We start from the raw sequence: 22,735 nt of genomic DNA, 5'->3' as shown, positions 1-22,735 counted from the left end.
GGAGCGGACCCGGTCCGGTGGCGAGGAGGGGGCGGGAACGAAGTCGGCCTGGTGGCGGGGTGGTTCCCGGTGCGGTGCCGCTTCGGCGGGGTTACGACGGCACCGGCGCGCCGACGGCGGCGCGCGGGGCCGTTCTCTCCTGGTGGACTCCGGTCAGCCAGTTCAGGAAGTCGACGCCGGCCGGGCCGAGACACAGGTGTGCCGACCGGGCGACCTTGTCGAGCAGGCTGGACGCCCGGGACTCCGCTGTCCGCGCGGACCGTTCGAGTTCGGGATCGGGGCAGGCCCGGGCGCGCCGCTCGAACCACGCGGCCAGGTGGACGTAGACATGGGCGGCGGCGAGAGCCCGGTCGACCGGCCAGCGGGACACGGGGGAGTCGCGGTGCCACTCCGGTGCCACGGTGGGGGCCGTGCGCGTGTCGTAGTCGGGGACGAAGACGGACCGCGTCATCTGCAGGTCGTAGAAGCGCAGGTGCACGAACTCGTGCAGCATCGCCTCGGCGAGCCGTTCGGGGGTGCGCACGCAGCGCAGCGCGACGAAGGCGGCGCCGGGGATCTCCCGGGTGGAGGCGCTGTCGAACGCGTCGGGGCCGTCGACGGCGACGAGGTAACGGGCGTGCCGGAACAGCCCGGCGCACAGTTCGGGCGCGGTCTCCCGCATCAGGGCGGCGGCGTCGCGCGCGACCGCCGCCTGTCCGGGGCCGAAGCGGGCGAGGCGGTCGGCGCCCTCGCCGGCGCTCAGGTGGCGGCGGAAGAGGGCGGTGAAGTCCCGGTGGGTCCGGGCGGGCAGGTCCGGGGTGGTGAGCAGGTCCACCTGTTCCCCGGCCGCCTCCGCCACGTCCCGGACCCCGGCCCGCTCCGCTTCGGCGGCGAGCGTCGTACCGCCCGGAGCGCGGAGCAACGCAGCCAGCCGGGCCAACTCGTCGCGGCAGTCCGGGGTGTGACGGATCTTCCGTACCGCTTGGTCGAGTCGGTGTCGTACGGTGGGTTCGAGGGCGGTGCCGGGTGCGATCCGGCGTCCGTCCGGTCCGGGGGGCCAGAGGTCCGGGGCGACGCACTCGATGAGGAAGTCATAGGTCTCGTACAACCGGTCGAGGATATTGGCGGCATCGGCGAAGACGGGATGGTTCGCCAACTCCGCGATCCTGGGCTCTCGCATATGTGTGTCCCTGCTCAGATGCAGACATCGCGGAGCTGAATCACGGCCCTGCGGGTTGGTCCGTCGCGCGGGAGTGATGTGGCGAATAGCGATCGGGCGCCTATGCGGCGTCGCTTGGTGGCATCGAACGTGCCACGGGCCGCAATCCCGTGTCAACCACTGTGCGGACTTCCGCGCACCACGGCCGAGGTGTCGGGAAAGAGTCCGTAAAGTCGCCCGGTTCCAAGTGCTGTTGCTTCGGCCCCGGGTACCGAGGTGTGGTGCGGTGTGTCCTCGGTGGACACCGGCGACCGCCGACTCCCCGCCTGTGCGCCGACAAGGAAAATACCTACCTATGGAATTCGGTACGCGCCCCGGCCGTCGTGCGGCTCCCGATCGTGCGGCGCCGCTCAGTCGGCTGGTGACCGCGAACGCGCTCAGTGCGGTCGGTGACGGCGCGCGGTTCGCGGCGCTGCCCCTGCTGGCGGCGGCGGTCACGCGGGACGTGTTCTGGGTGTCCGTGGTCGCCGCCGCGGGGCGGGCGGCCTGGCTGCCGGCACCGCTCATCGGCACCCTCGTCGACCGCATGGCGGCGCGCCGGTGCATGGTGGGCGCCGACCTGGCACGCTGTGCGCTGCTGGCGGCGCTGACCGCCATGACGGTCGTCGGGTGGGTGCCCGTCATGGCGCTGGTGGTGCTGGCCTTCCTCTGCGGCATCGCCGAGGTGTTCTTCGACAGCGCGGCCCAGGCGGTCGTACAGAGGCTGGCCGCGGACCGGCAGTTGGAGCGGACGAACGCCCGGATCATCGGGGCGCAGATCACGGGAACCGGTTTCCTCGGGCCGCCGCTCGGGGTGGCGCTGTGGACGGTCGGGCAGCCCTGGGCGTTCGCGGTGGACGCGGCGACGTTCCTCGGTTCGGCGCTCCTGCTCAGGGGCTTGCCCCGGTGCGGTCCGCAGGAGCGGCCGGAGGGCGACGGACGGACGGAACGCGGCGTCGCCGGTCTGCTGCGCGGAACGTGGGCCGGTCTGCGGCTGCTCGGCGGGGACCGGGTGCTGCGCCGCCTGATGGCGGTGGTCGCGGTGCTCGGCGTGGGCCAGCAGGCGGTCTACGCGGTGCTCGTCGTGTACGTGGCGGGAGAACTCGGCCTGCCGTCCTGGGGCTACGGTCTGATGCTGGTGGCGGCGGCCCTCGGCAGCCTGGCGGGGGCCAGGTCGGCGGCGTGGACGGCGCACCGGCTGGGCACCGCCCGGAGCCTGGTCGTGTCGGTGACCGTGTCCGCGCTCACCTACCTGGTTGTCGCGGTGCTGCCGTGGTGGCCGCTGGTGGCGCTGATGCTCGCCGGGAACAGCGCCGCCGTGATCCTGTGGAACGTCTGCACGGTCACGCTGCGGCAGCGGCTCACCCCGCCCGGGATGCTGGGCCGGGTCACCAGCGGCTACCGCCTCGCCGCCTGGGGCACCATGCCCGTCGGCGCCGCGCTGGGCGGCGCCCTCGCCGGGCGCGTAGGCCCCGCGGCCCCCTGGGCCACGGCGGGCCTGCTGCTCCTGGGATGCCTTCCACTGCTGCGCGGCATGCCGTCGGCGCCGCCGCGACAGGCGGACGACCCCGGCACGGACCCGGCCGGGGACGAGCGCGCCGGGGGATAGCGTTGTTCCACGCCGTCGTTTTCACAGCAGCCGGCGAGACGGCGACAGCCAGGGACTGCTCCGGGAAATCACCGCGTTCCGCTCAGTACGAGGGGACGGAATAGACCGCCCGGAATCCCCCGGCACCGACAACGTCGAAGGCGGACCAGGAGCCGACCACGTGGCTCCCGCTTGCCGAAGCTACCGCTGCCCGGTACGCCACCGACTGGGTCGCCGACAAGATGCGCTGGAGCCTGAGCGACGACTCCGGTGAGGAAGCCGTGCCGGCGAAGACTCTCGGCCGCTGCCCCAACGTGCCCGTCACCGTCGCCCTCGCCCGGTAGGGCGTGCCCGCTGCGGCCGCAGGCGCCGTTCGGTCGCCCTCCGCGCAGCGCCTCGCTCTCGCGGGCGAGGCAGGCCTCGATGACATCGCGTGCGACGCCGGGTGTGACGCCGTTGGAGAGGTGCTGGACGCGGTCGCGCAGACCGCGCAGGCTCGTCAGGACGGCCGCGCTGCCGGTGGGCAGGCCGCAGGCGACCAGCGCCCTGCCCAGGGACGCCACGTCGGCCGGTGCCAGCCCAGACCGCGCACCAGGACAACCACCGGCGCAGCCGTTCCAGTACGTCCCATGCCGTGACGACGGCCGCCGTCGGCACGGAGTCGGCCATGACCTTGGTGAAGCGGAACCCGTCCCGCCACACCGGCCCGGACCTCTGCTCCGCCGGGTGCGGCGCGTCGGGCCGAGGTGGAGCGCGATTGGTCCGAGAGAACCGGGTCGCCCCGGCTGGGGTTGGCCGTACGCGGGCCCGCCCGGACCGGGCTGCTGGGGACGGCCCTGCCCGGGCCCGCCCGGAGCGTGCCCCGGCGGGGGGTGCCTCTATGGGGTTCGTCAAGGAATCGAGCTGCGTTTGGGCGGGCTGGTGGGCAGCATGGCGGCATGCCGGATCTGCTGTGGGATGACGTCAGGAACTTCTTCGACCCTGACCTGATGGGTGCTCTGCCTGATGTGTCCGTGATGGACACCTCGGTCGATGACTGGCAGGCGGTGTTCGATCTGGCCGGGTCGAGCGGGTGGACGTGGGAGTACTGGGAAGGCTGTGTTCGCATGCCTTTGCCCTCGGCGCAGGAGGTGCTGTCACGGCCCACGGACGCGGACACGGCCCTGCTGAAGGTATGGCCTGTGGCGGATGTGGAGGTGAACTTCTGGCCGATGTCGGCCGGTGAGATCGACTTCGATGTCGATCTCCGGGAGTTGCAAGGCCAGGAAGGAGTGAATGTCTTGTGCGGCCTCCTCGGCATGATCGGGCGCCGGCTGGGCAGGCCCGTGCTGATGACTGGAGAAGGAGACCGGGGGAAGCCGGTGCTCGGGTTCGACCCCAGGGCCGATCGCGTGGTTCTGCTGGCAGATGCCCTCGGAGTTCAACTGACCGCCGCTGCAGGCCGGGATTCGTAGAAGGCGCCGTCGCGGAGCATGGCGAACAGGACGCTGATGCGGTGGCGGGCGAGACGGAGAAGAGCCTGCGTGAACATCGCCCGTTTGAGTTGCCGGTTTCCGCCTCTGGGCGCGTGTTCGCCGTGGATCGAGGTTCCCGAGGACTTCGTCGTCGGGGCGAGTCCGGCGTAGGAGGCCGGATGTGCGGCGGTGGGAAAGCTGGTTCCGTCGCCGACGGTGACCAGCAAGGTGGCGGCGGTCCTGACCGCGACCCCCGGAATCGAGGTCAGGACCGGGGAAAGAGGGTGAGCCTCCAGCAACTGCCGGATCTGTGTCTCAAGGGCTCGTCGCTGTTCATGGACGGCGGCGAGCGAACGAGCAAAGGATGGGATGACGATGTCGAGGGTGCCCGTGCTTGGAACGATGACGGTCTGCTCGCCCAGGGCATCGAAGACCTCGTCGATCAGCCGCTCGGCCATACGTGGAGCTTTGGGTCTGATGAGCTCGACGAGCTTGCGGCGTCCGGCTTTCGGCAGCGCGGCCGGGGAGCCGTAGCGTTCCAGCAGCCAGGTCACCGCGCAGTGGTCCAGGCGTGGGCCAAGGACGCGTTCCAGGCTGGGGTGGAACTGGGTGAGCAGGCCGCGTATCCGGTTCGAGGTGCGGGTCGCCTCGGCCGCGAGGTCCTGGTCGAAGCCGACGAGCACGGTCAACTCGGCGGTGATCTCGTCGGTCAGATGAAGCGAGCGCAGGGTGTGCGGCATGGTCCGTGCGGCATCCGCGATCACCGCGGCGTCCTTCGCATCGGTCTTCGCCTCGCCGGGATACAAGTCGGCGATCCGCCGCATTGCGAGTCCGGGCAGGTAGGCGACCTTGCAGCGAGCGTGCCGGGCGACCGTAAGGGGCAGGGCTCCGATCGAGGCGGGCTGGTCCACGATCACCAGCACGGTGTTGAACTTTGCGGCCAGCTTGTCGAAGACGGCCCGCAGCTTCGGCTCGCTGTTGGGTAGCTGTTTGTCGAAGACCTTCTTCCCGGACGGGGTCAGCCCATGGCCGTGGTGGGCACTCTTGCCGACGTCCAAGCCGAGGAAGACGCCCACGTCGTCGATGTCGTACAACCCATCCTCCTGTACCGGGTTTGTGCGGTGCTGGTCAGGGCGTTGGCGTCGTATGCGCGTATCCACGTTATGCAGTCCTGCCGCCCGCGGGATGCCAGGCTTTGCGCCAGAGCAGGCGGTGGTCAGACCTCCTGCAAGAGGGCAGCTGTCCTCCGGGCCCGGCATGACTGTTTCCCCCTGTCGAACGCATGACCTGGGGGGTGGCGTCACCGGGTCCGAGAGGCGCCGTTGGAGACGCTGATGAGATTGAGGTGGCCCGCCAGTACGCTGCCGAGCACCCCGACACACTGCTCGTCGTCACCGCCGACCACGGCCACATGAGCAGGGATGGGTCACTCGGCAGCCGACCGGGGCGACCGCACCGATTCGAGGATGCCGAGGACGGTGTTGGGTCCAGCGGACGCAGGTCGGGACATCCTGGAGCAGGCCGTCGAGTCCTTGCTGCCGGGTGGCGGGGGGTGGCACCGGCCGCTCCGGGCGGCGGCTCAGCAGTCAGCCCCCGTGTACGGCTCTACTTTTCAAGTCGTTGGCGATCGAGGCGCGCAGAGGCGCCAGTTCGGCGTCGATCGCTTCTGCCTCACCGATGCTCACCACCACCGCAGCCTCGGGATAGGAAAGCTCACCGAGGAACTTCATGCGTAGGTGGGTCGGAGGACAACCGTCGTCGAACGCGTCTCCGCGCAGTTCGGAGAGGCGTAGTCGCCGCTCGAACTCCGTGTCCGGCACCGAGGCCAGGTGAACGCGCAGTACCTCCCAAAGGTCGTCCTCGCACCAGGCGGCGCGTTCGAGCGCGAAGAGAGCTGTCTCACGCAACAGCATGGCACGAAACAGCCCTTGTACCGAAGCGGCAGAGGCGATACGGGCCGCGTTTTCGTCCGCCCGGTATTCCGCCTGTCCACCAAAACGGACCCGCAGCCGGCTCAACAGCCGGTGATACCCAAGCGCGGCGCTAGACAGAAAGTCCTGGAGCGGCTGGGCAAGTGCGACTCCCATGCCGACCATGCTGCTCTGGCGATTGCCACCCGCGTCGAACACATGCCTATCTGTCACCTTCTGCCGCTCGTCATCCAGCGCGCGAACGGGTCTGATCACATCCGCCCACGTTGTCAGGGCGTCCAGTGCGGTCTGGATCCAGGCAGCACTCAAAGACTTGCCGGTCGAGAGGCGGCCGAGGTCGTGGCCGAGCAGGGCGAGCCGCTGATCCATGGTGAGGGCCTCCCAAAGCGGCAGACCCAGGATGAGCACGCGACGCCGACGCAGCCCTGCTTTCGTGTAACCGGAGCCGTACCGCTCATCTACGGCGATCACATCCACAGGCCGGGTGCCGAGCTCGGCGGCGGCGCGCTCCGCGAGCGCGTACAACCTGGGCGCCGTGGAACGGTCCAGAGTGTGCCGAGGCATCCTCCCGAGACGCGGACGCAGCACCAGGACGATCACCAATTCCATGACAGCCACGATTCGCTCCGGCCAGTTGCCCGCGACCAACAGCCACACGCCGGTGCCCGCGAGTGTGAGAGTGACCAAGTTGACTGCGCCCGCGAGTACGACAGCGCCGAGCCAGGCAAAACTCGGCCGTTTACCCCCGGTTCCGCCAGCCAGAGCGCGGTTGAACATCCGATCGTGGTGCGCCAGGACACGAGTCCGGTGATGCCCGGTACCAACGTCCCCGAGCGGGTCGAGGTTCCAGTCGCAGGCCGGACACCAGATGCTGAACCGGTTGTCCGAGACCCGCAACGCCGCCTGGCACTGCGGGCAGGTCAAGTCAACGCTCTCATCCACGGTGAATGATCATTACTTCGCAGAGGTCCGCCGTAACAGGGCCGAACTAGCCGTTTCCCCAGCCCCACACGACTGCAGAGCCCTGCCGGACTTGAACTCATGCTGTCGTCTCAAGCTGGAACGAGGCTGGTGTGTGGTAGCGGTTGTATGAGGTCCTGCTCGCCGAGTTGAACGCCGTCTCGCGGCTGGACTGGTCCCGCTGTGTAGTCGACTCCTCCCACGTCAGGGCTTTGAGAGGGGGCAGCTCGCAGGCCCGTCGCCGGTCGATCGGGGCCGGGCCGGCTCCAAGCACCACTTGACCACCGGCGGGTTCGGCACCCCGCTCGCGGTCCTGCTGGCCGACGGCAACCGCAACGACGTCACTTGTGCCAGCCGTTGTAAGTGCGAGCTTGACCTAGTCTGAAGCAGTTGCTGAGGTACCGATCCGATTTCCCGGAGGATGAGACCGCACCCATGGGCGTATCCCTGCGCGAACTTGAGGACAGTGACCTACCGATCTTCTGGGAGCAGTTGACGGATCCCGAGTTACAGCAGATGGCAGCTGTGACCAGGAAGTATCACTACGACCGAGGCCACTTCGACCGGCACTGGACGAAGGTGCGCTCGGACCCGTCCGTGATCCTGCGAACCGTTCTCGCCGACGGCGCTGTAGCAGGACACGCCGCTGTCTTCGGTCCGCCGCCGGAGCGTGAGGTCACGTATGTCATCGGGCGAGCACATTGGGGTCAGGGCATCGGCACTGCGGCACTGACTGAACTGATCAAGCTGGAGCCCGTGCGACCGCTGCACGCTGACGCCGCCGCAGACAATGCCGGCTCCATCCGTGTGCTGGAGAAGTGCGGCTTCGTCATCACAGGGAAAAGCCGGTGCTTCGCCCGGGCTCGTGACGAGGAGATCGACCTGGTGCGCTTGACATTGAGATGAGCATCCGGCCGCTGCCAGAACCACATGGTCTGAAAGACACGGTCCAGAACTCCCCGCTCGCCTCGTCACGGTCGTACGGGGCCACCGCGCGGGGACGGGACCGTATGGGCACGGCGGCGCGGACGCGGCCGGGGAAAGAGTCACTCGTCCGGGTTCGACGGTCCCAGGAACGACCAAGGCGGTGTCACCGGCTGCCGGTAGCGTAACCACTGTGATGGTGGGCACCGAAGAAACCCGGCTGATCGTACTGCGCGGCAACAGCGCCTCGGGGAAGTCGTGCGTCGCGGACGGCCTCCGGGAGAACTTCGGCCGCGGCTTGGCCTTGGTCGGCCAGGACAACCTCCGCCGCGTCGTGCTGCGCGAGCATGACCGGCCCGGAGCGGCGAACATCGGCCTGATCGACCTGACGGCCCGCTACGCCCTGGACGTCGGCTATCACGTCGTTCTCGAAGGCATTCTCTCCGCCGACCGTTACGGCGACATGCTCACCCGGTTGCGCGCCGACCACCGCGGCCCGACCCACAACTACTACCTCGACGTGCCGTTCGACGAAACTCTCGCCCGGCACGCCAGCAAGCCGCTCGCCGACGAGGTCGACGAACAGCGACTGCGTGAATGGTACCGGCCGCTCGATCTCCTGCCCGGCGGCGTCGAGACGGTCATCGGCGCCGACAGCACCCTGCGTGAAACCATCGACCGCATCATGCTCGACACGGGCCTGGCTCACCTGCCCGCGCTGGACCGCTGACCGTGGCCGGGCTGCGGCCCAGCCGGGTGTGTGCCGCTATGTGTGACGAGTGACAGGGCACTGCGGGCCGACAATCCCGAAACCATGGACCCGACTGGCAGAGCTCCCTGCCGGGGCCGGGGACGGCCGGGATTGTCAGTGGTGCCTCCTAGCATGGCGACCATGATGGAGACGCAGGCGGGGGCGGCGGGGCGGCTGCTGCGCGAGATGCTCGGGAACGGTCCGGGCGCGGAAGGAACGGGCCCGCGCAGCGGTGCGGCGCTGGGTGTGGTGGAACGGGCGCGGCCCGCGCGGTCGGTGGCGGCCAAGGTCGACGCCGCGGGAGGAGTCGACGGCGAGACGGCCGCCCTTCTACGGCAACTGACGCAGCGTCACCTCGGCGGGGACGCGGCCCGCTGGTGCCGCCTGCACGACGCGCTGACCACGCACCCCGGTGCTCTGCCCGACCTGCTCGCCGCGCCGCCACTGCCACCGGTGCCGGACGACGACACGCTCCGCCCGCCCGCACCCCGCAGTGTCCACCGCACACTCGGCCTCCTCCTCGGGCACACAGAGCCCCGGCACGCCGCGGCCGCGCTCGCCGCCCTGCCCGAGCGGGTGACGACGGAACTGCTCGCCGGCGGGGCGCTGCCCGCGCCCACCCTCGTCACCGCCGTCGTCGACCACGGAGACATGCGCACCCGGGCAGCCCTGGCCCGCCATCCCCGCCTCGACACCCGGGTCCTGGCCCGGCTGGTCGCGGTCGGTGACGCCCAGGTCGCCGCAGCCGTCTACCGCAACCCGCGTACCACCCAGTCCCTGCGCCGTACCATCGCGGAGCGGCTCGACACCGTTCCGCTCGACAACGCGCTGCGCGCCGAGCTGACGGCGCCGCACGGCCAGGTCCCCCGCACTTGGCTCGCCCCGCTGCTCGGCTCGGGGGACCCACAGCTCGTGGTGCCGGCACTGCGGTGCGGAGTACGACAGGTCGCCCAGCGGTACGCCCTGCTGAGGGTCTGGGAGCGGACCGGCCCGGACGCCGTACGCGCCCTGCTCCACGACCCCGCCGCGACCGCCTGGCTGAGCCCGGCCACCCTGGACGCGGTCACCGAGGCCCTGGCCGCCCCGGACGGCGACGGACCGCGCCGACTGCGCGCGCAGGGCGAGCCGTACGAGGACCCCACCCGGCTGCCCGCGCTGCTCGCCACCGCCCGGGGCACCAGCACCCTGCGCGACCTGCTGTCCGAGCCGTACACCCATGACCTCGACGCCCTCGCCGCGGCCCATGCCGCGACCCCGTTCATGCCCAGGGCCTGCGAGGAACTGGCCCGCCACGAGGCGGCGAGCGACGCACAGCGTCAGGCGTTCCGGTTGTCCGTCCTCAACGAGCCGTGGCGGGCCGGAGGCCGCCGCGCGGGGAACACCTCCCTGCCCGCACGGCGCCTCGCGGAGGAGGAACTGGACGACAGCGCCGCCGTCTGGGCGGAGGGCATGGCGACGGCGGGGCTCCTCGACCCGGTCGAGCTGATCGGCACCGCGCGCCCTGCCCGCCACGCCCTCACCGCACTGGTCAGCCTCGCCGAACGGGACCTGCTGGGCACGGCGGCGGCCGCCGAACTGCGGGCGTCGACCCAGGCGCATCTGGGGGACCGGGAGCGGGCCTGGGCCGCGCTCGACGCCCTGCTGCCCGAACACGCGGGAACGGTCGCTGAGCTGATCGCCGAGGCGGGCAAGACCCCGGACGAGGTGACCACCGAGCCCCAACCGCCGGTTGTGCCCCGACCACAGGCTGAGTTCCCATCACCGGCTGAGCCCCGACCACAGGCCGAGTCCCCCTCACCGGTCGAGCTCCGACCACAAGCCGAGTCCCCATCCCCGGTCCGCCCCCAGCCCCCCGTCCCGGAACCCTCACCCCGGCGGACACTCCACCGGCGCGACCATGCGCACGCCCTGGCCGCGCTCGACCTGCTCTACTCCCTCGCCCCGGACGGTGCGCCCCGGCCGAAGGACCCCGAGGTGCTGCGCGCGCTGACGGCGTACGAGCCGGCGACCGCGCCCGGCCTCGCCACCCCTCGCTGGTTCGCCCTCGCCTGCGCCCACCACGGCATCCCCCCGTCCGAGGCCGGCTCAGCGTACGCGGCGCCCAGCCTCGCGCAGGTGCGTGCGCGACTCCCCGAGACGTACGGATCGGGTGCGCGGCACATCGAGCACGCCTACGTACAGGGCGTCTTGCCCGCCGACGAGTTGCTCACCCTGCTGCCTGCCCGGCGCCTGCTCCTGCTGCCGCACGACTGGCGGCGGCTCGCGTTCGCCGACGCGTGGCGGGCCGCGCTCGCCCGTCGGCTGCGCGCCGAACTCGGCACCGACCCCGACGCCTGGCTCCGCCTGGCCGCGACCGTGACGGCGTCCGAAGCCGCCTCCGAGGGGCTGACCTGGGCGCAGTTGCTCCAGCGGGCGCGGTCCGGTGCGGGCCCGGCGGCGAGCGAGGGCACGACCATCGGCAGGGCCGGACCGGCCACCCCCGACGAGGCGATCGAACTGCTGGAGCACGGCGACCATCTGTGGGCCTGGCCGGAGGGCACCCTGCTGTGCCTCGCCGACGCCGAGGTGGTCGACGCCGTCCTGCCCCGGCTCGGACCGGACGGACCCTGGCTGCTCGCCGCGTACCTGCTGCGCCACGACCGCACACCACGCACCGTCCTCGACCGGCTGCTCGCGGACCGCGACCCCGACGCGCTGCGCGTCCTGGCCGCCCAGTCCCGCTGGATGAAGCGCGACGGCGCGGTGGAGCGCCTCGTCGACCTCGACGACCCCGAGGTCGACCTCGCCCTGCTGCGGCACTGGAATCCCCGGCCCCTCGTCCACCGGATCGTGACCCGGTCACGGCCCGGTGCCGGGCGGCTTTCCCTGGGCGCACGCGTGCTCGCCGACTGGCGGGCCGGAAACTCCGCGCGCCCGGCCGGCGGACTGATGTGGCTGTGCTCCGCCGAACCCGACCTCGTGGAGGCACTGCTCGAAGCAGAGGGCTCACGGCTCGGCCTCGGACATCAACTGCTCGGCTGTCTGCGGCTGTTGCGGCACGGTGGCGCCGACCGGCTGGCGGGGCTCGCGGGGCGGGACGTGCTGGGGCGCTCCGCCACCACCCTCTGTGCGAAGGCCCTGGCGTCCCCCGACCCCGCCGCCGTCCTCCGCGCCCGGCTCGACCGCGAACTGGCCCCGGAGAAACTCGTCCGGAAGCTGCGGCGCGCCCGGCACGCCCCGCACGCACGGGACCTCATCGAGTCGCTCCCGCCGGGCGAGCCGGTGGACTGGGCCGCGCTCGAAGCCGCCCACGCCCAAGAGCCGCTGCTGTACTGGCAGGACATCGTCCGCCTGGACGGTGTCCCCGAGGACGTACGGCTGCGACACGCGGCGCTGCTGCCGGAGCCGGGCCCCGACGGCCTGCCCGGCGGCGCACGGCTCACCCGGGAGCGCGCCCGGTACGGACTCGGCGGACATTTCCACTGCGCGCCGACCACCCAACTGGACGGACTGCTCACGGCCGGACTGCTCGACGGCACGGACCTGATACGGCTCGCGGCCCCGGCCGCGCGGATACTCGCCTACCTGGGCGCCGCCGCCCGCCGCACGGACGCCCCGCGCGAGGCCGCCGAGGCCCGCGCCCTCCTCGCGGACCTCGTGCGCTGCGGACTCGGCACGGACCCGGCAGCCTGGCACCGGGTCGCCCGGCGGCTGACCGGCCTCGACCCCGAGTGGGATCCGGCCTCGACGGTGGAGGCGCTGCTCGCCGCCTAGGACTTGTCCGGCCGATCATGTGACTACTTTGCGCTCGGGTCGTTGATGTGGACATGGGGCGGGGTGATCTGACGGATGCCGAGTGGGAACGGCTGCGGCCGTTCCTGCCGGTCAGTAACAGGCGTTGTGGCAGGTGGCGGGACCACCGGCAGGTGATCGACGGGATTCTGCACCGGGTGCGGACCGGGGTGCAGTGGCGTGACCTGCCCGAACGGTTCGGGCCGTGGAAGACCGTCTACGAACGCCACCGGCTGTGGTCGGCCGACGGCACCTGGGAGCGTCTGCTCCAGCAGGTCCAGGCCGCGGCCGACGCGGCGGGTGAGATCGACTGGGACATCGCGGTGGACTCCACCATCGTGCGTGCTCATCAGCACGCGGCCGGAGCCCGGACCGAGCCGCCGCCGGCGTCAAAGGGGGCCGAAGAGATGGAACACCAGGGCGAAACGCCGTGGCAGAGCCTGCTCGCCCGCCTGGTGGAGGTGGTGCTGGAGGTGAGGGCCTGGGGCGCTCGCGGGGCGGGTTCACCAGCAAGCTCCACCTGAGCGCGGACGGTCGCTGCCGCCCGTTGTCTGTGGTGGTCACCGGCGGGCAGAGGGCGGACTGCACCCAGTTCAAGCCGGTCCTTGAAAAGATCCGCGTCCCCCGGACCGGACCGGGCAGGCCGCGCAAGAAACCCGACAGCCTGGCGGCCGACAAGGCTTACAGCAACGGACCCTGCCGCGAGTACCTGCGACGGCGGGGCATCCGCCACACGATCCCCGAGAAGACCGACAGCCAGGCCGCCCGCCTGCGAAAGGGCTCGCGTGGCGGACGGCCACCCGGCTTCGACGAAGACCGCTACAAGAAACGCAACACGGTCGAGCGGGCGATCAACCGGCTGAAGCAGTCCCGGGCAGTCGCCACCCGCTACGACAAACGCGGGTACGTCTTCCTCGGCACCGCCACAGCGGCAGCCCTGATCATCTGGCTGCGAACTTGATCGCCCGGACAAGTCCTAGCCCGGCCGGGCCGGCGGGGACCACCCCGGCCCGTGAAAGCCGGCCGGGGCACCTGCTCGTGTTGGTCCTCGGTCTCACGGGCGGGGCTTCTCGCCCCTGGCCAGCATCGCGACGAACTTCTCGATCCGGCGGGCCCGGGTCTCGGTCTTCCTGGCGTCTTGGATCCGGTACAGGATCGCGTAGCGGCTGCGCCGGTCCAGGGTCTCGAAGAACGCGGCGGCGGCTGGCTCGGCGGCCAGCGCGGCGGCGAGGTCGTCCGGCACGGTCGCGGTCCTCGCACTGTCGTAGGCCGCCTCCCACCGGCCGTCCGCCTTGGCCCGGTCGATCTCCGCCTGCCCGGCGGGACGCATCCGGCCCTGCTCGATCAGCGCCGCGACCTTGTCCCGGTTGACCTTGGACCACCTGCTGTTCGCCCTCCGGGGGGTGAACCGCTGTAGCCACCACTCGTCATCGAACTTGGCCTTCTGACCGTCGATCCAGCCGTGGCAGAGCGCCACATCGAGGGCCTGCGCGTAGTCCAGCGCGACGATTCCCGGGCCCTTCTTGCGCAGCTTGAGCCAGATACCGGGGCAGGACGCGTGGTTCTCGGCGAGCCAGGCATCGAACGCCTCGGCCGAGCCGAACGAAAGGATCTCCAAGTCCTGAGTCACCTCAGCAGTGAACCATTCCCGAGCAGTCCGCGACTTGGCAGCCCGCGGTTTCCGGCGGGCCTGCCACGCAAGGCGGTTGAGCACTCCGCCACGCGTTCCCCGGGGCGGCTCAGACGGTCGGCGCCGTCTCGGGTGCCGTGGGTGCGGCTGTGCCGGTGTGCTGTGGGGCGTCCGTGCGGCGCAGGGCGATCAGGGCCAGCAGACAGGACAGCAGCGCCGCCGCGCCGCAGATCGTGAAGCCCAGCGCGTACCCGTGGCCGAGCGCCCGCAGGGCCAGCGGCGCGGCACCGCCCGACGGCGCGGTGGCCGGGACGGAGTTGACGGCCAGCGGGCCGCCTTCCGCGGCGACCTCGGCGGCGGCCGCCTTGACCTGCGGACTCAGCGCGGAGCGGTGCAGGTCGGAGCCGAACAGCGAGCCCGCGCGGCTGAGGGCGACGGCGCCGATGACCGCCGGCCCCAGGGTGAACCCGAAGTCGCGCAGCAGGCTGGTGGAGGCGCTCGCCATGCCGGCGTAGCGCACCGGCACCGTGTTCACGGCGGTCGCGGTGATCGAGGAGACGGTCAGCGCGAACCCGGCACCGACCAGTCCCAGAGGCAGCACCAGGGAGGCCAGCGCCCGGTCCTCCACCGGCAGGGTCGCGGCGAGGAAGTCGCCCGCGGCCATCAGCGCCAGGCCCACGGTGAGGATCCAGCGCCCGCTGACCCGCTCCAGCAGCCGCGAGGTGAGCGGCGCCAGGACCAGGGTCAGACCGTTGAGCAGCAGGAAGGCCACGGAGGTGCGCAGCGGGCTCTGGTGCTGCACGGGCCCCAGCCGGATGCTGGTGGCGTAGGCGGTGCCCAGGAAGCTGAACATGCCGACGACCGCGACGACCGAGGCGACGGCGAACGCCCGGTTGGCGAACAGGTCCAGGCGCAGCAGCGGGGAACGGGCGCGCCGCTCGGCGACGACGAACAGCACGACGAACACCGCGGCGACCACGAACGCGACGACGACCGGGGTCGAGCCCCAGCCGTCGCTGGGACCCTGGATGACCGCGTACAACAGCGCGAACAGGCCTATGCCAACCGTGAGTTGGCCGCCGAGGTCCAGTGAGCGGCCCTCGGGGGCCCGGGAGTCGGCGGCGCCCAGCAGGCTGACCATGGTGCTGGCCACGGCGATCACCACGACCACCACGAACGCCGCGCGCCAGGAGCCGTGGCTGCCGGTGACGCCGCCGATGACGGGGGCGATGAACCCGCCGGTGGACAGGGCGGCCGCCCACACGGTGATGGCGCGCGCCCGGTCCCGGTGGCCGTGCGTGCCCGCCGCGATCATGGCGAGCGAGGTCGGGAAGAGCGCCGCCGCACCGAGGCCGGAGATCACCTGCCCCACCCACAGCAGGTGGACGCCGCCGCTCACGGCGGAGACGGCCTCGCCCACGACGACCAGGACGGAGCCGCCCACGAGCAGCCGCTTGCGTCCGAACAGGTCGCCCAGGACGCCGAAGGTGAGTTCCAGCACGGTCACCGGCAGCAGGAACGCGTCGGAGATCCAGGTCAGTTGGGAGCCGACCGGATGCAGGTCCTCCTGGAAGAGGCCGTTGAGGGTGGCGGGCACGGCGAGGGCGATCTGGGCGAGGCAGACCGCGAGACAGCCGGCGACGAGGGTGCCGAGCGGCAGCCGGCCCGGCGCGGGGCCGGCGGGGTGCGCGGAGGAGCGGGGATCGGTCAGCGACATGACGGGTCCAGGGGTGGAGGGCCGACGGCGGGAGGGGGATCGCGGGATCAGGAGTGGCGGCGGCCGACGACGAGGCGCGTGGGCCGGTAGGGGGCGAACGCCGCTCCGTCGAGGCCGAGGGCCCGCGCGGCGTGCTGGAGGGCCGCCGGTGTGGTGCCGCCGTCCCAGCGGCCCGTGGCCACCCGGTGCTCCAGGGCGTGCACGCCCGCGACGACCTCGGCCGCGGTGAAGTCGCAGTGGCCCTGGCGGGCGACGTAGGCCTGGCGCAGCAGGGCGCCGTCACCGGCGGCCCGTACCCGGGCGGCGAACGCGTTCTCCTGCTGCACGGGGACCAGTTGGTCGGCGGTGGTGTGCAGGTCCAGCAGCGGCACGGCCAGGCCCTGCCCGGCGGTGGAGGTGCGCTCGAGGCGGCGCACCGCCTCCGGGTCGGCCTGCACCCGGGCGCCGCGGGTCAGGGCGGCGAGGTCGGCGCGCAGGTCCAGTCCCGCCGTCCGGTACAGCGCCTCGACCTCGTCGGCGTGCTCCGAGGAGCGCAGCAGGCCGGCGTAGTCCACGCCCGCGTTCCAGGAGGCGTTGCCGCCCGCCGACTGCTCCACGGAGTACCGCGCGGGCACGATGAACGACAGCACGCCCTGGGCGAACCAGACGTACTGCTGGGCCTCCTGCCCTTCGGCGTCGCCGGGCGCGGGCGGGTTGTGCCCCGGGGCCCAGTCGGGCAGGTTGAGGTACGCGGCGGCGAGCGCGATCCGCGCCCGGCCCGCGGGCGTGGCCTGGGCTCGCTCCACGGCGGCGGTGAGTCGGGCCGCGGTCGCGGCGGCCGCGTCCTGGTCGGCGAAGTCCACCAGCCGCAGGTGCTCGTCCGGGGCGAGCAGGGAGGCGATCGTGTACTCGGCGTCCAGCTGGTAGTTCCCCAGGTCGACTCCGCCGGCGACCAGGCCGCACAGGCCCAGGGCGCCGTCGATGCGGCCGCCCGCGTCCCGCGCGAGCCGGGCGTTGACCAGGCCGCCCATGGACTGCCCGACGGACAGGGTGCGGGCGGGGCGGCCCACGGCGTCGGCGAACGCCTCCTGGGTGGCGAGCTGGTCGCGTTCGGCGCTCTCCAGCGCCCACCAGGGGCCGTTCGGGTCGTAGGAGGAGCCGGCCAGCGCGTAGCCCTCGGCCAGGAGGGCCCGGCCGGCGGCGGGGGAGGGGGCGTCCTGGGCGGTGGTGGGGCCGTAGCCGTGGCTGAACAGCAGCAGGGTGCCGTTCCAGTGGGCGGGCACGTCGGCGATCCAGCTCGCGCCGTCCGGGAGGTGCCCGCTCAGGTGGCGCGTGGTGGCGGTGGCCGGTGCGGTGGTCCGCGGGGTGTCGCTCCGCGCGGTGGCGGGAGTCGCCGTGCTGACAGCGAGGGCGGCGGCCAGCGCGGCCGCGCCGAGCGCGAACTTCGGCATGTGCGGGCTCATCTCTGTACGGGGGGTGGGGACTGTACGGCGGATGGGCGTGTCGGTGCGGAAGGCGTTGCCCGACGGAAGTGGCGTTTCGGTACGGGAAAGACGTACGAGGGGCGTGCGGACGAGGGGCGTACGAGCGAGGGAACCACCGCCGAAGGCGCCTCGGGGTGCTGTTCGGCGGGCTGTGCCGGCCGTGCTGGTGTCCGTGAGCCGCCGACGGGCAGGCGGACGGCGTGGCGGAAGGCTCCGCGAAGCCCCGGTCCCAGCGGCGGGTGCGCCGAATATAGGGCCGATCGTGGACGGCGGTCAATGAAGTGACGAACGTTTGTGGCGCCGACTGTACGGCTGCCCACGCCGCGTCGGCGCGGCGCCCCGCGCCCCCCGAAGGGGGTTGTACCCGTGGGGTGGTGACCCGTGGAGCGGTCACCCGTGGGGCGTCGCGCCCGCCCCCGCCATCGCCCCCGCTCAGCCCCGCCCGGCCGCCGGCTCCGCCGGGATGGTGTCCAGTACCGCGTCGGCCAACTGCTTGGCCGGGGCGTCGTACTGGGCGGACAGGGCGCGGAAGACGTGCTCGGCGCGGATGGCGGGCCAGTCCTCGGGCAGGTGCTCCGCGGGCAGGCGCGGATCGGAGCGGACGACCTGCAGCCAGTCGGTGTGCAGCAGGAGCTGCCGGGCCAGGTCGTCCGGCGCGGACGGCAGCGGATCCGGGCGGTCCCACTGGCCGAGGAAGGCGCGGTAGCGCTCGGCGATGCCGGCCGTGTCGAAGGCCCGGTGCAGCAACTGGGCGGCCTCGGTCGGCTCGGCCGCGTGCCCGCGCAGCACGTTGAGGTGGTCCTCCAGGCCGAGCCCGGCGACGACGGCGGGGACGTCCAGGTGGCCCGGCGCGATCCACAGGCCGTTCTGCAGCGGGCCGAAGCCGGCCCACACCAGGCGTGAGCGCAGGTCGTGGCGCTGGCTGCGCCAGGCCTCGGGCAGTGAGAAGCCGACCAGGGTCCAGGTGCCGTCCCAGTCGCGGTTGACGGCGCCCGCGCCCCAGACGCGGTCGTGACCGTCGCGCAGCACCTCGGTGGAGCGCGCGGTGAGTCCGAAGTACATCTTGCGGCCCCGGCGGTGACGGGCCAGCAGGTCGCGCTTGACCATCCGGGTCAGCGTGGAGCGCACCGCGTCCTCGGAGACCCCGACGCGCGCGAACACGTCGATGACGCTGCCCGAGTAGACCGCGCTGCCGTGCTCCAGGACGTACAGGCCCAGGAAGCTCAGCATCAGCGTCTGCGGCCGCGCGGACGCCGCGGCCCCTTCCTCCTGGCCCGTCGAGGGCGTGGTCTGTGTCCCGGTCACGCGGCTCAGTGTAGGGCGGCGAGAAAGTTCGGCACACCATTGACGGCAGTAATCGAAACGCCTAACGTCGCCCTCGTCGGCACACCCGCGAGGCAAGGACTGCGCACACATGGATCTCTCGAACAAGGTCGCCGTCGTCACCGGAAGCGGACGCGGCCTCGGTTTCGCCTACGCCTCCGCCCTGGCCCGCGCCGGCGCGGCGGTGGTCGTCAACGACGTGGCGGCCGAGGCCGCGGCGCACGCGGTGAAGGAGATCACCGCGGCCGGTGGCCGGGCCGTGGCCGAGGTGGGCCCGGTGGGGGACGGCGAGGTCGCCGAGGCGCTGGTGGCCCGGGCCGTGGACGCCTTCGGGCGGCTGGACGTCATGGTCACCAACGCCGGCATCCTGCGCGACCGCGTGCTGTGGAAGATGTCCGACGACGACTTCGACGACGTGGTCCGCGTCCACCTGCGCGGCACCTTCACCTGCGTACGGGCCGCCGCCGTGCGGATGCGCGAACAGGGGGAGGGCGGCCGGATCATCACCGCCTGCTCCCCGGCCGGGCAGCGCGGCAACTTCGGCCAGACCAACTACGCCGCCGCCAAGGCCGGCATCGCCGCGATGACCCGCACCTGGGCCATGGAGCTGGCCCGCGCCGGCATCACCGTCAACGCCCTGGTCCCGGTCGCCGCCACCGGCATGACCCGCACCATCCCCGCCTTCGCCCGGTACGTCGAGGCGTGGGAGGAACGCGGCGAACCGCTGCCGGACCGGCTGCGCAAGGCCGAGGGCTTCGGCACCCCGGAGGACGTCGCCGGCCTCGTGGTCTACCTCGCCTCCGACGCCGCGGCCTCGGTGACCGGCCAGTGTGTCGGGATCGGCGGCGACAAGCTGGCCCTGTGGTCGCACCCGCAGGAGGTCGCCACCGCCTACCGGGACGGCGGCTGGAGCGCCGACGACATCGCCGCGGCCTGGCCCGTCTCGGTCGGCCGCGAACCGCAGACGTACGGCATCCCCGCCCCCCAAGCCCCCAGCGCCTGAACTCCCTGCCCTCCCACGGAAGGTGAGCCGAGGAATGACATCCCCCGACCCCGGCCGGCTCGTCGCCATCGACGTCCACACGCACGCCGAGATCTCCAAGGACGGCCACGGCGCGCTCAGCCCCGAGCTGTTCGGCGCCTCCGCGGAGTACTTCAAGGCCCACGGGCACCGCACGCCGACCATCGACGAGATGGCCGCGTACTACCGCGAACGCCGCATGGCCGCGGTGGTCTTCACGGTCGACGCCGAGCACGCCACCGGGCATCCCCGGATCTCCAACGAAGAGGTCGCTGAGAGCTGCGCCGCCCACGCCGACGTCCTCATCCCGTTCGCCTCCGTCGACCCCCACAAGGGCCGGGCGGGGGTCCGCGAGGCCCGCCGCCTGGTCGAGGAACACGGCGTGCGGGGCTTCAAGTTCCACCCGAGCATCCAGGCCTTCGCCCCCGACGACCGCCTCGCCTACCCGCTGTACGAGGCCATCGAGGAACTCGGCGTGCCCGCGCTGTTCCACACCGGACAGACCGGCATCGGCGCGGGCGTCCCCGGCGGAGGCGGCATCCGCCTGAAGTACTCCGACCCCATGCTGGTGGACGACGTCGCCGTGGACTTCCCCGAACTGCGGATCATCCTCGCCCACCCGTCCTTCCCCTGGCAGGACGAGGCGCTTGCGGTGGCCACCCACAAGCCGTACGTGTACATCGACCTGTCCGGATGGTCCCCGAAGTACTTCCCGCCGCAGCTCGTGCGCTACGCCAACACCCTGCTCAAGGACAAGGTCCTCTTCGGCTCCGACTACCCGGTCATCACCCCCGACCGGTGGCTCGCCGACTTCGAGAAGCTCGACATCAAACCCGAGGTCCGCCCCAAGATCCTGAAGGACAACGCCGCCCGCCTGCTCGGCCTGACCACCGACTGAAACGGAGGCCGCCGTGCGCAACCAAGGCATCGGCTCCTGGCCCGCACGCCGAGCCCGCAAGACCCCCGACCGGACCGCCGTGGTCCACGAGGACCGCGAGATCACCTACCGGCACCTGCACGAGCGGGTGCTGCGCCTGGCCCACGCCCTGCGCGCCCTCGGCGTGGCCCGCGGCGACCGGGTCGCCTACCTGGGCCCCAACCACCCGGCCTTCCTCGAGACGCTGTTCGCCGCCGGCGCCCTCGGCGCGGTGTTCGTCCCGCTCAACACCCGCCTGACCGCACCCGAACTGGCCTACCACCTCACCGACTCCGGTGCCGCCGTCCTCGTCAACGCCCCCGAACAGGCCGGGACGGCCGCCCGGGCCGCCGCCGACGCCGGCGTCCCCCACCGCATCGCCCTCGCGGGACCCGGCCCCGACGCCCTCGGCTACGACGACCTGCTCGCCCTCGGCGGCACCGGCCCGCTGGACGAGCCGGTGGCCCCCGACGACCCGTGCATGATCATGTACACCTCGGGGACCACCGGTCATCCCAAGGGCGCCGTCCTCTCGCACGCCAACATCGTCTGGAACAGCGTCAACGTCCTGGTCGACCTCGACCTGGCCGCCGACGAGGTCACCCTGGTGACCGCCCCGCTGTTCCACACCGCGGCGCTGAACATGACCTGCCTGCCCACCCTGCTCAAGGGCGGCCGGGTCGTCCTGCTCGGCGCCTTCGACCCCGACCGCGTCCTGCGCCTGATCGAGGACCACCGGGTGACCTGCATGTTCGGCGTGCCGACCATGTACGACGCGCTCGCCGCCCGGCCGCGCTGGGCCGAGGCCGACCTGACCAGCCTGCGCAGCCTCAACTGCGGCGGCGCACCGGTCCCCGAACGCACCATCGCCGCCTACCTCGCCCGCGGGCTGGCCTTCGCCCAGGGCTACGGCATGACCGAGGCGTCCCCCGGCGTCCTCTTCCTGGACCGGGAGCAGACCTCCGCCAAGGCGGGCTCGGCGGGGGTGCCGCACTTCTTCACGGACACCCGCGTGGTCCTGCCCGACGGCCGCGACGCCGCGCCGGGGGAGCGGGGGGAGATCCTGGTGTCCGGGCCCAACGTCATGACGGGCTACTGGAACCGGCCCGCCGAGACCGCCGCCGCCGTCACCGGCGACGGCTGGCTGCGCACCGGCGACGTCGCCCGCACCGACGAGGACGGCTTCGCCTACATCGTCGACCGGGTCAAGGACATGTTCATCTCCGGCGGGGAGAACGTCTACCCGGCGGAGGTCGAGAACGCCGTCCTCGGCCACCCCGCCGTCGAGGAGTGCGCCGTCATCGGTGTCCCCGACGCGCACTGGGGCGAGGTCGGCCGCGCCGTCGTCGTCCTCAAACCCGGAGCCGGCGCGGACGAGGCGGACATCCTCGGCCACCTGCGCGGCCGCCTGGCCAAGTACAAGATCCCCAAGTCCGTCGTCTTCGCCGAGGCCCTGCCCCGCACCGCCTCCGGCAAGCTCGTCAAACCCGCGGTGCGCGCGGCCTACGCCCCGGCCACCACCGACGACGACAGCCCGCCCGCACCGCACTGACCCCCGCACGCCCCTACCCCGCGCACCGCGCCGCAAGGACCGGAAGGACCCCCATGCCCACCACCGCCCACGGCCTCGACGAGCTGAAGTCCCTGGCCGGCACCGACCTCGGCCGCACCGGCTGGCGGGAGATCACCCAGGACCGGGTGAACACCTTCGCCGACGCCACCGACGACCACCAGTGGATCCACACCGACCCGGAGCGCGCCAAGGCCGGCCCCTTCGGCGGGCCCATCGCGCACGGCTACCTCACCCTGTCCCTGATCATCCCGCTCTTCAACGAGCTGCTGGAGATCGACGGCGTCTCCATGAGCGTGAACTACGGCCTGGAGAAGGTCCGTTTCCCCAGCCCGGTGCCCGTCGGCGCCAGGATCCGCCTGCACGGCGCCGTCGACTCCGTGGAGGACGTCAAGGGCGACGGCGTGCAGATGCGGCTCACCTTCACCGTCGAGGCCGAGGGCAACGCCAAGCCCGCGTGCGTCGCCCAGGCCGTCTACCGGCACTACGCCTGAGACCCCGGGCAAGCCCGCCCGTCGGCCCCGCCCCACGGATGTCTG

Annotated in this window: 17 protein-coding genes and 1 pseudogene; 11 read left to right on the top strand and 7 right to left on the bottom strand. The window is 72.3% G+C overall.

Annotated features, from left to right (window positions below):
* Window positions 1–91 precede the first annotated feature (91 nt).
* Window positions 92–1,159 (bottom strand): aKG-HExxH-type peptide beta-hydroxylase, encoded by a 1,068-nt coding sequence (locus ACSURM_RS01690; RefSeq protein WP_436952726.1) that lies wholly within the window; start codon window positions 1,157–1,159, stop codon window positions 92–94.
* Window positions 1,160–1,235: 76 nt separating this feature from the next.
* Between ACSURM_RS01690 and ACSURM_RS01685 the strand changes: the two genes are divergently transcribed.
* Together ACSURM_RS01685 and ACSURM_RS01680 are read left to right on the top strand one after the other, a co-directional pair.
* Window positions 1,236–2,786, top strand: a complete 1,551-nt coding sequence (locus tag ACSURM_RS01685) for an MFS transporter (protein WP_436952724.1) — start codon at window positions 1,236–1,238, stop codon at window positions 2,784–2,786.
* 917 nt (window positions 2,787–3,703) lie between these two features.
* A complete protein-coding gene (locus ACSURM_RS01680) occupies window positions 3,704–4,219 on the top strand; it encodes a hypothetical protein (RefSeq protein WP_436952722.1) in 516 nt (171 codons plus the stop codon).
* Here ACSURM_RS01680 and ACSURM_RS01675 read toward each other — a convergent pair.
* Together ACSURM_RS01675 and ACSURM_RS01670 are read right to left on the bottom strand one after the other, a co-directional pair.
* Window positions 4,186–5,313, bottom strand: a complete 1,128-nt coding sequence (locus tag ACSURM_RS01675; protein ID WP_436952720.1) for an IS110 family transposase — start codon at window positions 5,311–5,313, stop codon at window positions 4,186–4,188. The two genes, ACSURM_RS01680 and ACSURM_RS01675, sit on opposite strands and share 34 nt — an antisense overlap.
* Before the next feature lie 492 nt (window positions 5,314–5,805).
* The gene (locus ACSURM_RS01670; RefSeq protein ID WP_436952718.1) at window positions 5,806–7,092 is read right to left on the bottom strand and encodes a M48 family metallopeptidase; all 1,287 of its coding nucleotides are present in this window, start codon (window positions 7,090–7,092) and stop codon (window positions 5,806–5,808) included.
* 116 nt (window positions 7,093–7,208) lie between these two features.
* Here ACSURM_RS01670 and ACSURM_RS01665 point away from each other — a divergent pair.
* The 5 genes and pseudogenes from ACSURM_RS01665 to ACSURM_RS01645 all read left to right on the top strand — a co-directional run.
* Window positions 7,209–7,456, top strand: a pseudogene (locus tag ACSURM_RS01665) (IS5/IS1182 family transposase); the annotation flags it as partial.
* 89 nt (window positions 7,457–7,545) lie between these two features.
* The gene (locus ACSURM_RS01660) at window positions 7,546–8,016 is read left to right on the top strand and encodes a GNAT family N-acetyltransferase (protein WP_436952716.1); all 471 of its coding nucleotides are present in this window, start codon (window positions 7,546–7,548) and stop codon (window positions 8,014–8,016) included.
* A 214-nt stretch (window positions 8,017–8,230) separates the two neighbouring features.
* The gene (locus ACSURM_RS01655) at window positions 8,231–8,764 is read left to right on the top strand and encodes a kinase (RefSeq protein ID WP_436960879.1); all 534 of its coding nucleotides are present in this window, start codon (window positions 8,231–8,233) and stop codon (window positions 8,762–8,764) included.
* Between the two features lie 162 nt (window positions 8,765–8,926).
* Window positions 8,927–12,538: a hypothetical protein gene (locus ACSURM_RS01650; protein ID WP_436952714.1), complete on the top strand. Its 3,612-nt coding sequence runs from the start codon at window positions 8,927–8,929 to the stop codon at window positions 12,536–12,538.
* A gap of 53 nt (window positions 12,539–12,591) precedes the next feature.
* Window positions 12,592–13,517, top strand: a protein-coding gene (locus ACSURM_RS01645) for an IS5 family transposase (protein WP_436952712.1) whose coding sequence is annotated in 2 segments (ribosomal slippage) — window positions 12,592–12,969 and window positions 12,972–13,517 — 924 coding nt in all. Because the reading frame shifts where the segments join, the coding sequence is not laid out codon by codon here.
* 93 nt (window positions 13,518–13,610) lie between these two features.
* Here the strand turns inward: ACSURM_RS01645 and ACSURM_RS01640 are convergent.
* The 4 genes from ACSURM_RS01640 to ACSURM_RS01625 all read right to left on the bottom strand — a co-directional run bounded on the left by ACSURM_RS01640 (window position 13,611) and on the right by ACSURM_RS01625 (window position 18,671).
* The gene (locus ACSURM_RS01640; RefSeq protein WP_436952710.1) at window positions 13,611–14,186 is read right to left on the bottom strand and encodes a YdeI/OmpD-associated family protein; all 576 of its coding nucleotides are present in this window, start codon (window positions 14,184–14,186) and stop codon (window positions 13,611–13,613) included.
* 109 nt (window positions 14,187–14,295) lie between these two features.
* Window positions 14,296–15,903 carry an MFS transporter gene (locus ACSURM_RS01635; RefSeq protein WP_436952708.1) on the bottom strand — a complete coding sequence of 536 codons (1,608 nt, stop codon included), beginning with the start codon at window positions 15,901–15,903 and terminating at the stop codon, window positions 14,296–14,298.
* Between the two features lie 47 nt (window positions 15,904–15,950).
* Window positions 15,951–17,333 carry an alpha/beta hydrolase gene (locus ACSURM_RS01630; protein WP_436952706.1) on the bottom strand — a complete coding sequence of 461 codons (1,383 nt, stop codon included), beginning with the start codon at window positions 17,331–17,333 and terminating at the stop codon, window positions 15,951–15,953.
* A 465-nt stretch (window positions 17,334–17,798) separates the two neighbouring features.
* A complete protein-coding gene (locus ACSURM_RS01625) occupies window positions 17,799–18,671 on the bottom strand; it encodes a PaaX family transcriptional regulator (RefSeq protein WP_436952704.1) in 873 nt (290 codons plus the stop codon).
* Between the two features lie 109 nt (window positions 18,672–18,780).
* Between ACSURM_RS01625 and ACSURM_RS01620 the strand changes: the two genes are divergently transcribed.
* Genes ACSURM_RS01620 through ACSURM_RS01605 form a run of 4 tightly spaced genes read left to right on the top strand, consistent with a single transcriptional unit; the run spans window position 18,781 to window position 22,690 of the window.
* Window positions 18,781–19,692 carry an SDR family oxidoreductase gene (locus tag ACSURM_RS01620; RefSeq protein WP_436952703.1) on the top strand — a complete coding sequence of 304 codons (912 nt, stop codon included), beginning with the start codon at window positions 18,781–18,783 and terminating at the stop codon, window positions 19,690–19,692.
* Window positions 19,693–19,726: 34 nt separating this feature from the next.
* On the top strand, window positions 19,727–20,608 hold the full coding sequence (locus ACSURM_RS01615; RefSeq protein ID WP_436952701.1) for an amidohydrolase family protein: 882 nt from the start codon (window positions 19,727–19,729) through the stop codon (window positions 20,606–20,608).
* 13 nt (window positions 20,609–20,621) lie between these two features.
* The gene (locus tag ACSURM_RS01610; protein ID WP_436952699.1) at window positions 20,622–22,178 is read left to right on the top strand and encodes an acyl-CoA synthetase; all 1,557 of its coding nucleotides are present in this window, start codon (window positions 20,622–20,624) and stop codon (window positions 22,176–22,178) included.
* A gap of 53 nt (window positions 22,179–22,231) precedes the next feature.
* Window positions 22,232–22,690, top strand: a complete 459-nt coding sequence (locus ACSURM_RS01605) for a MaoC family dehydratase (protein WP_436952697.1) — start codon at window positions 22,232–22,234, stop codon at window positions 22,688–22,690.
* Window positions 22,691–22,735: the final 45 nt, after the last annotated feature.

Source organism: Streptomyces sp. SudanB182_2057 (genome assembly GCF_964272715.1).
GTDB classification, from domain to species: domain Bacteria; phylum Actinomycetota; class Actinomycetes; order Streptomycetales; family Streptomycetaceae; genus Streptomyces; species Streptomyces rubradiris.
Note: the sequence above shows the minus strand (reverse complement) of the source record. Positions and strands in the feature narration are given on the sequence as shown.

Excerpts from the sequence above, each read along its gene's own strand:
- ACSURM_RS01620 (WP_436952703.1), top strand. The coding sequence starts at position 18,781 with ATGGATCTCTCGAACAAGGTCGCCGTCGTCACCGGAAGCGGACGCGGC.
- ACSURM_RS01605 (WP_436952697.1), top strand. The coding sequence starts at position 22,232 with ATGCCCACCACCGCCCACGGCCTCGACGAGCTGAAGTCCCTGGCCGGC.
- ACSURM_RS01650 (WP_436952714.1), top strand. The coding sequence starts at position 8,927 with ATGATGGAGACGCAGGCGGGGGCGGCGGGGCGGCTGCTGCGCGAGATG.
- ACSURM_RS01630 (WP_436952706.1), bottom strand. The coding sequence starts at position 17,333 with ATGCCGAAGTTCGCGCTCGGCGCGGCCGCGCTGGCCGCCGCCCTCGCT.
- ACSURM_RS01635 (WP_436952708.1), bottom strand. The coding sequence starts at position 15,903 with ATGTCGCTGACCGATCCCCGCTCCTCCGCGCACCCCGCCGGCCCCGCG.
- ACSURM_RS01655 (WP_436960879.1), top strand. The coding sequence starts at position 8,231 with ATGGTGGGCACCGAAGAAACCCGGCTGATCGTACTGCGCGGCAACAGC.
- ACSURM_RS01615 (WP_436952701.1), top strand. The coding sequence starts at position 19,727 with ATGACATCCCCCGACCCCGGCCGGCTCGTCGCCATCGACGTCCACACG.
- ACSURM_RS01690 (WP_436952726.1), bottom strand. The coding sequence starts at position 1,159 with ATGCGAGAGCCCAGGATCGCGGAGTTGGCGAACCATCCCGTCTTCGCC.
- ACSURM_RS01680 (WP_436952722.1), top strand. The coding sequence starts at position 3,704 with ATGCCGGATCTGCTGTGGGATGACGTCAGGAACTTCTTCGACCCTGAC.
- ACSURM_RS01660 (WP_436952716.1), top strand. The coding sequence starts at position 7,546 with ATGGGCGTATCCCTGCGCGAACTTGAGGACAGTGACCTACCGATCTTC.
- ACSURM_RS01685 (WP_436952724.1), top strand. The coding sequence starts at position 1,236 with ATGTGGCGAATAGCGATCGGGCGCCTATGCGGCGTCGCTTGGTGGCAT.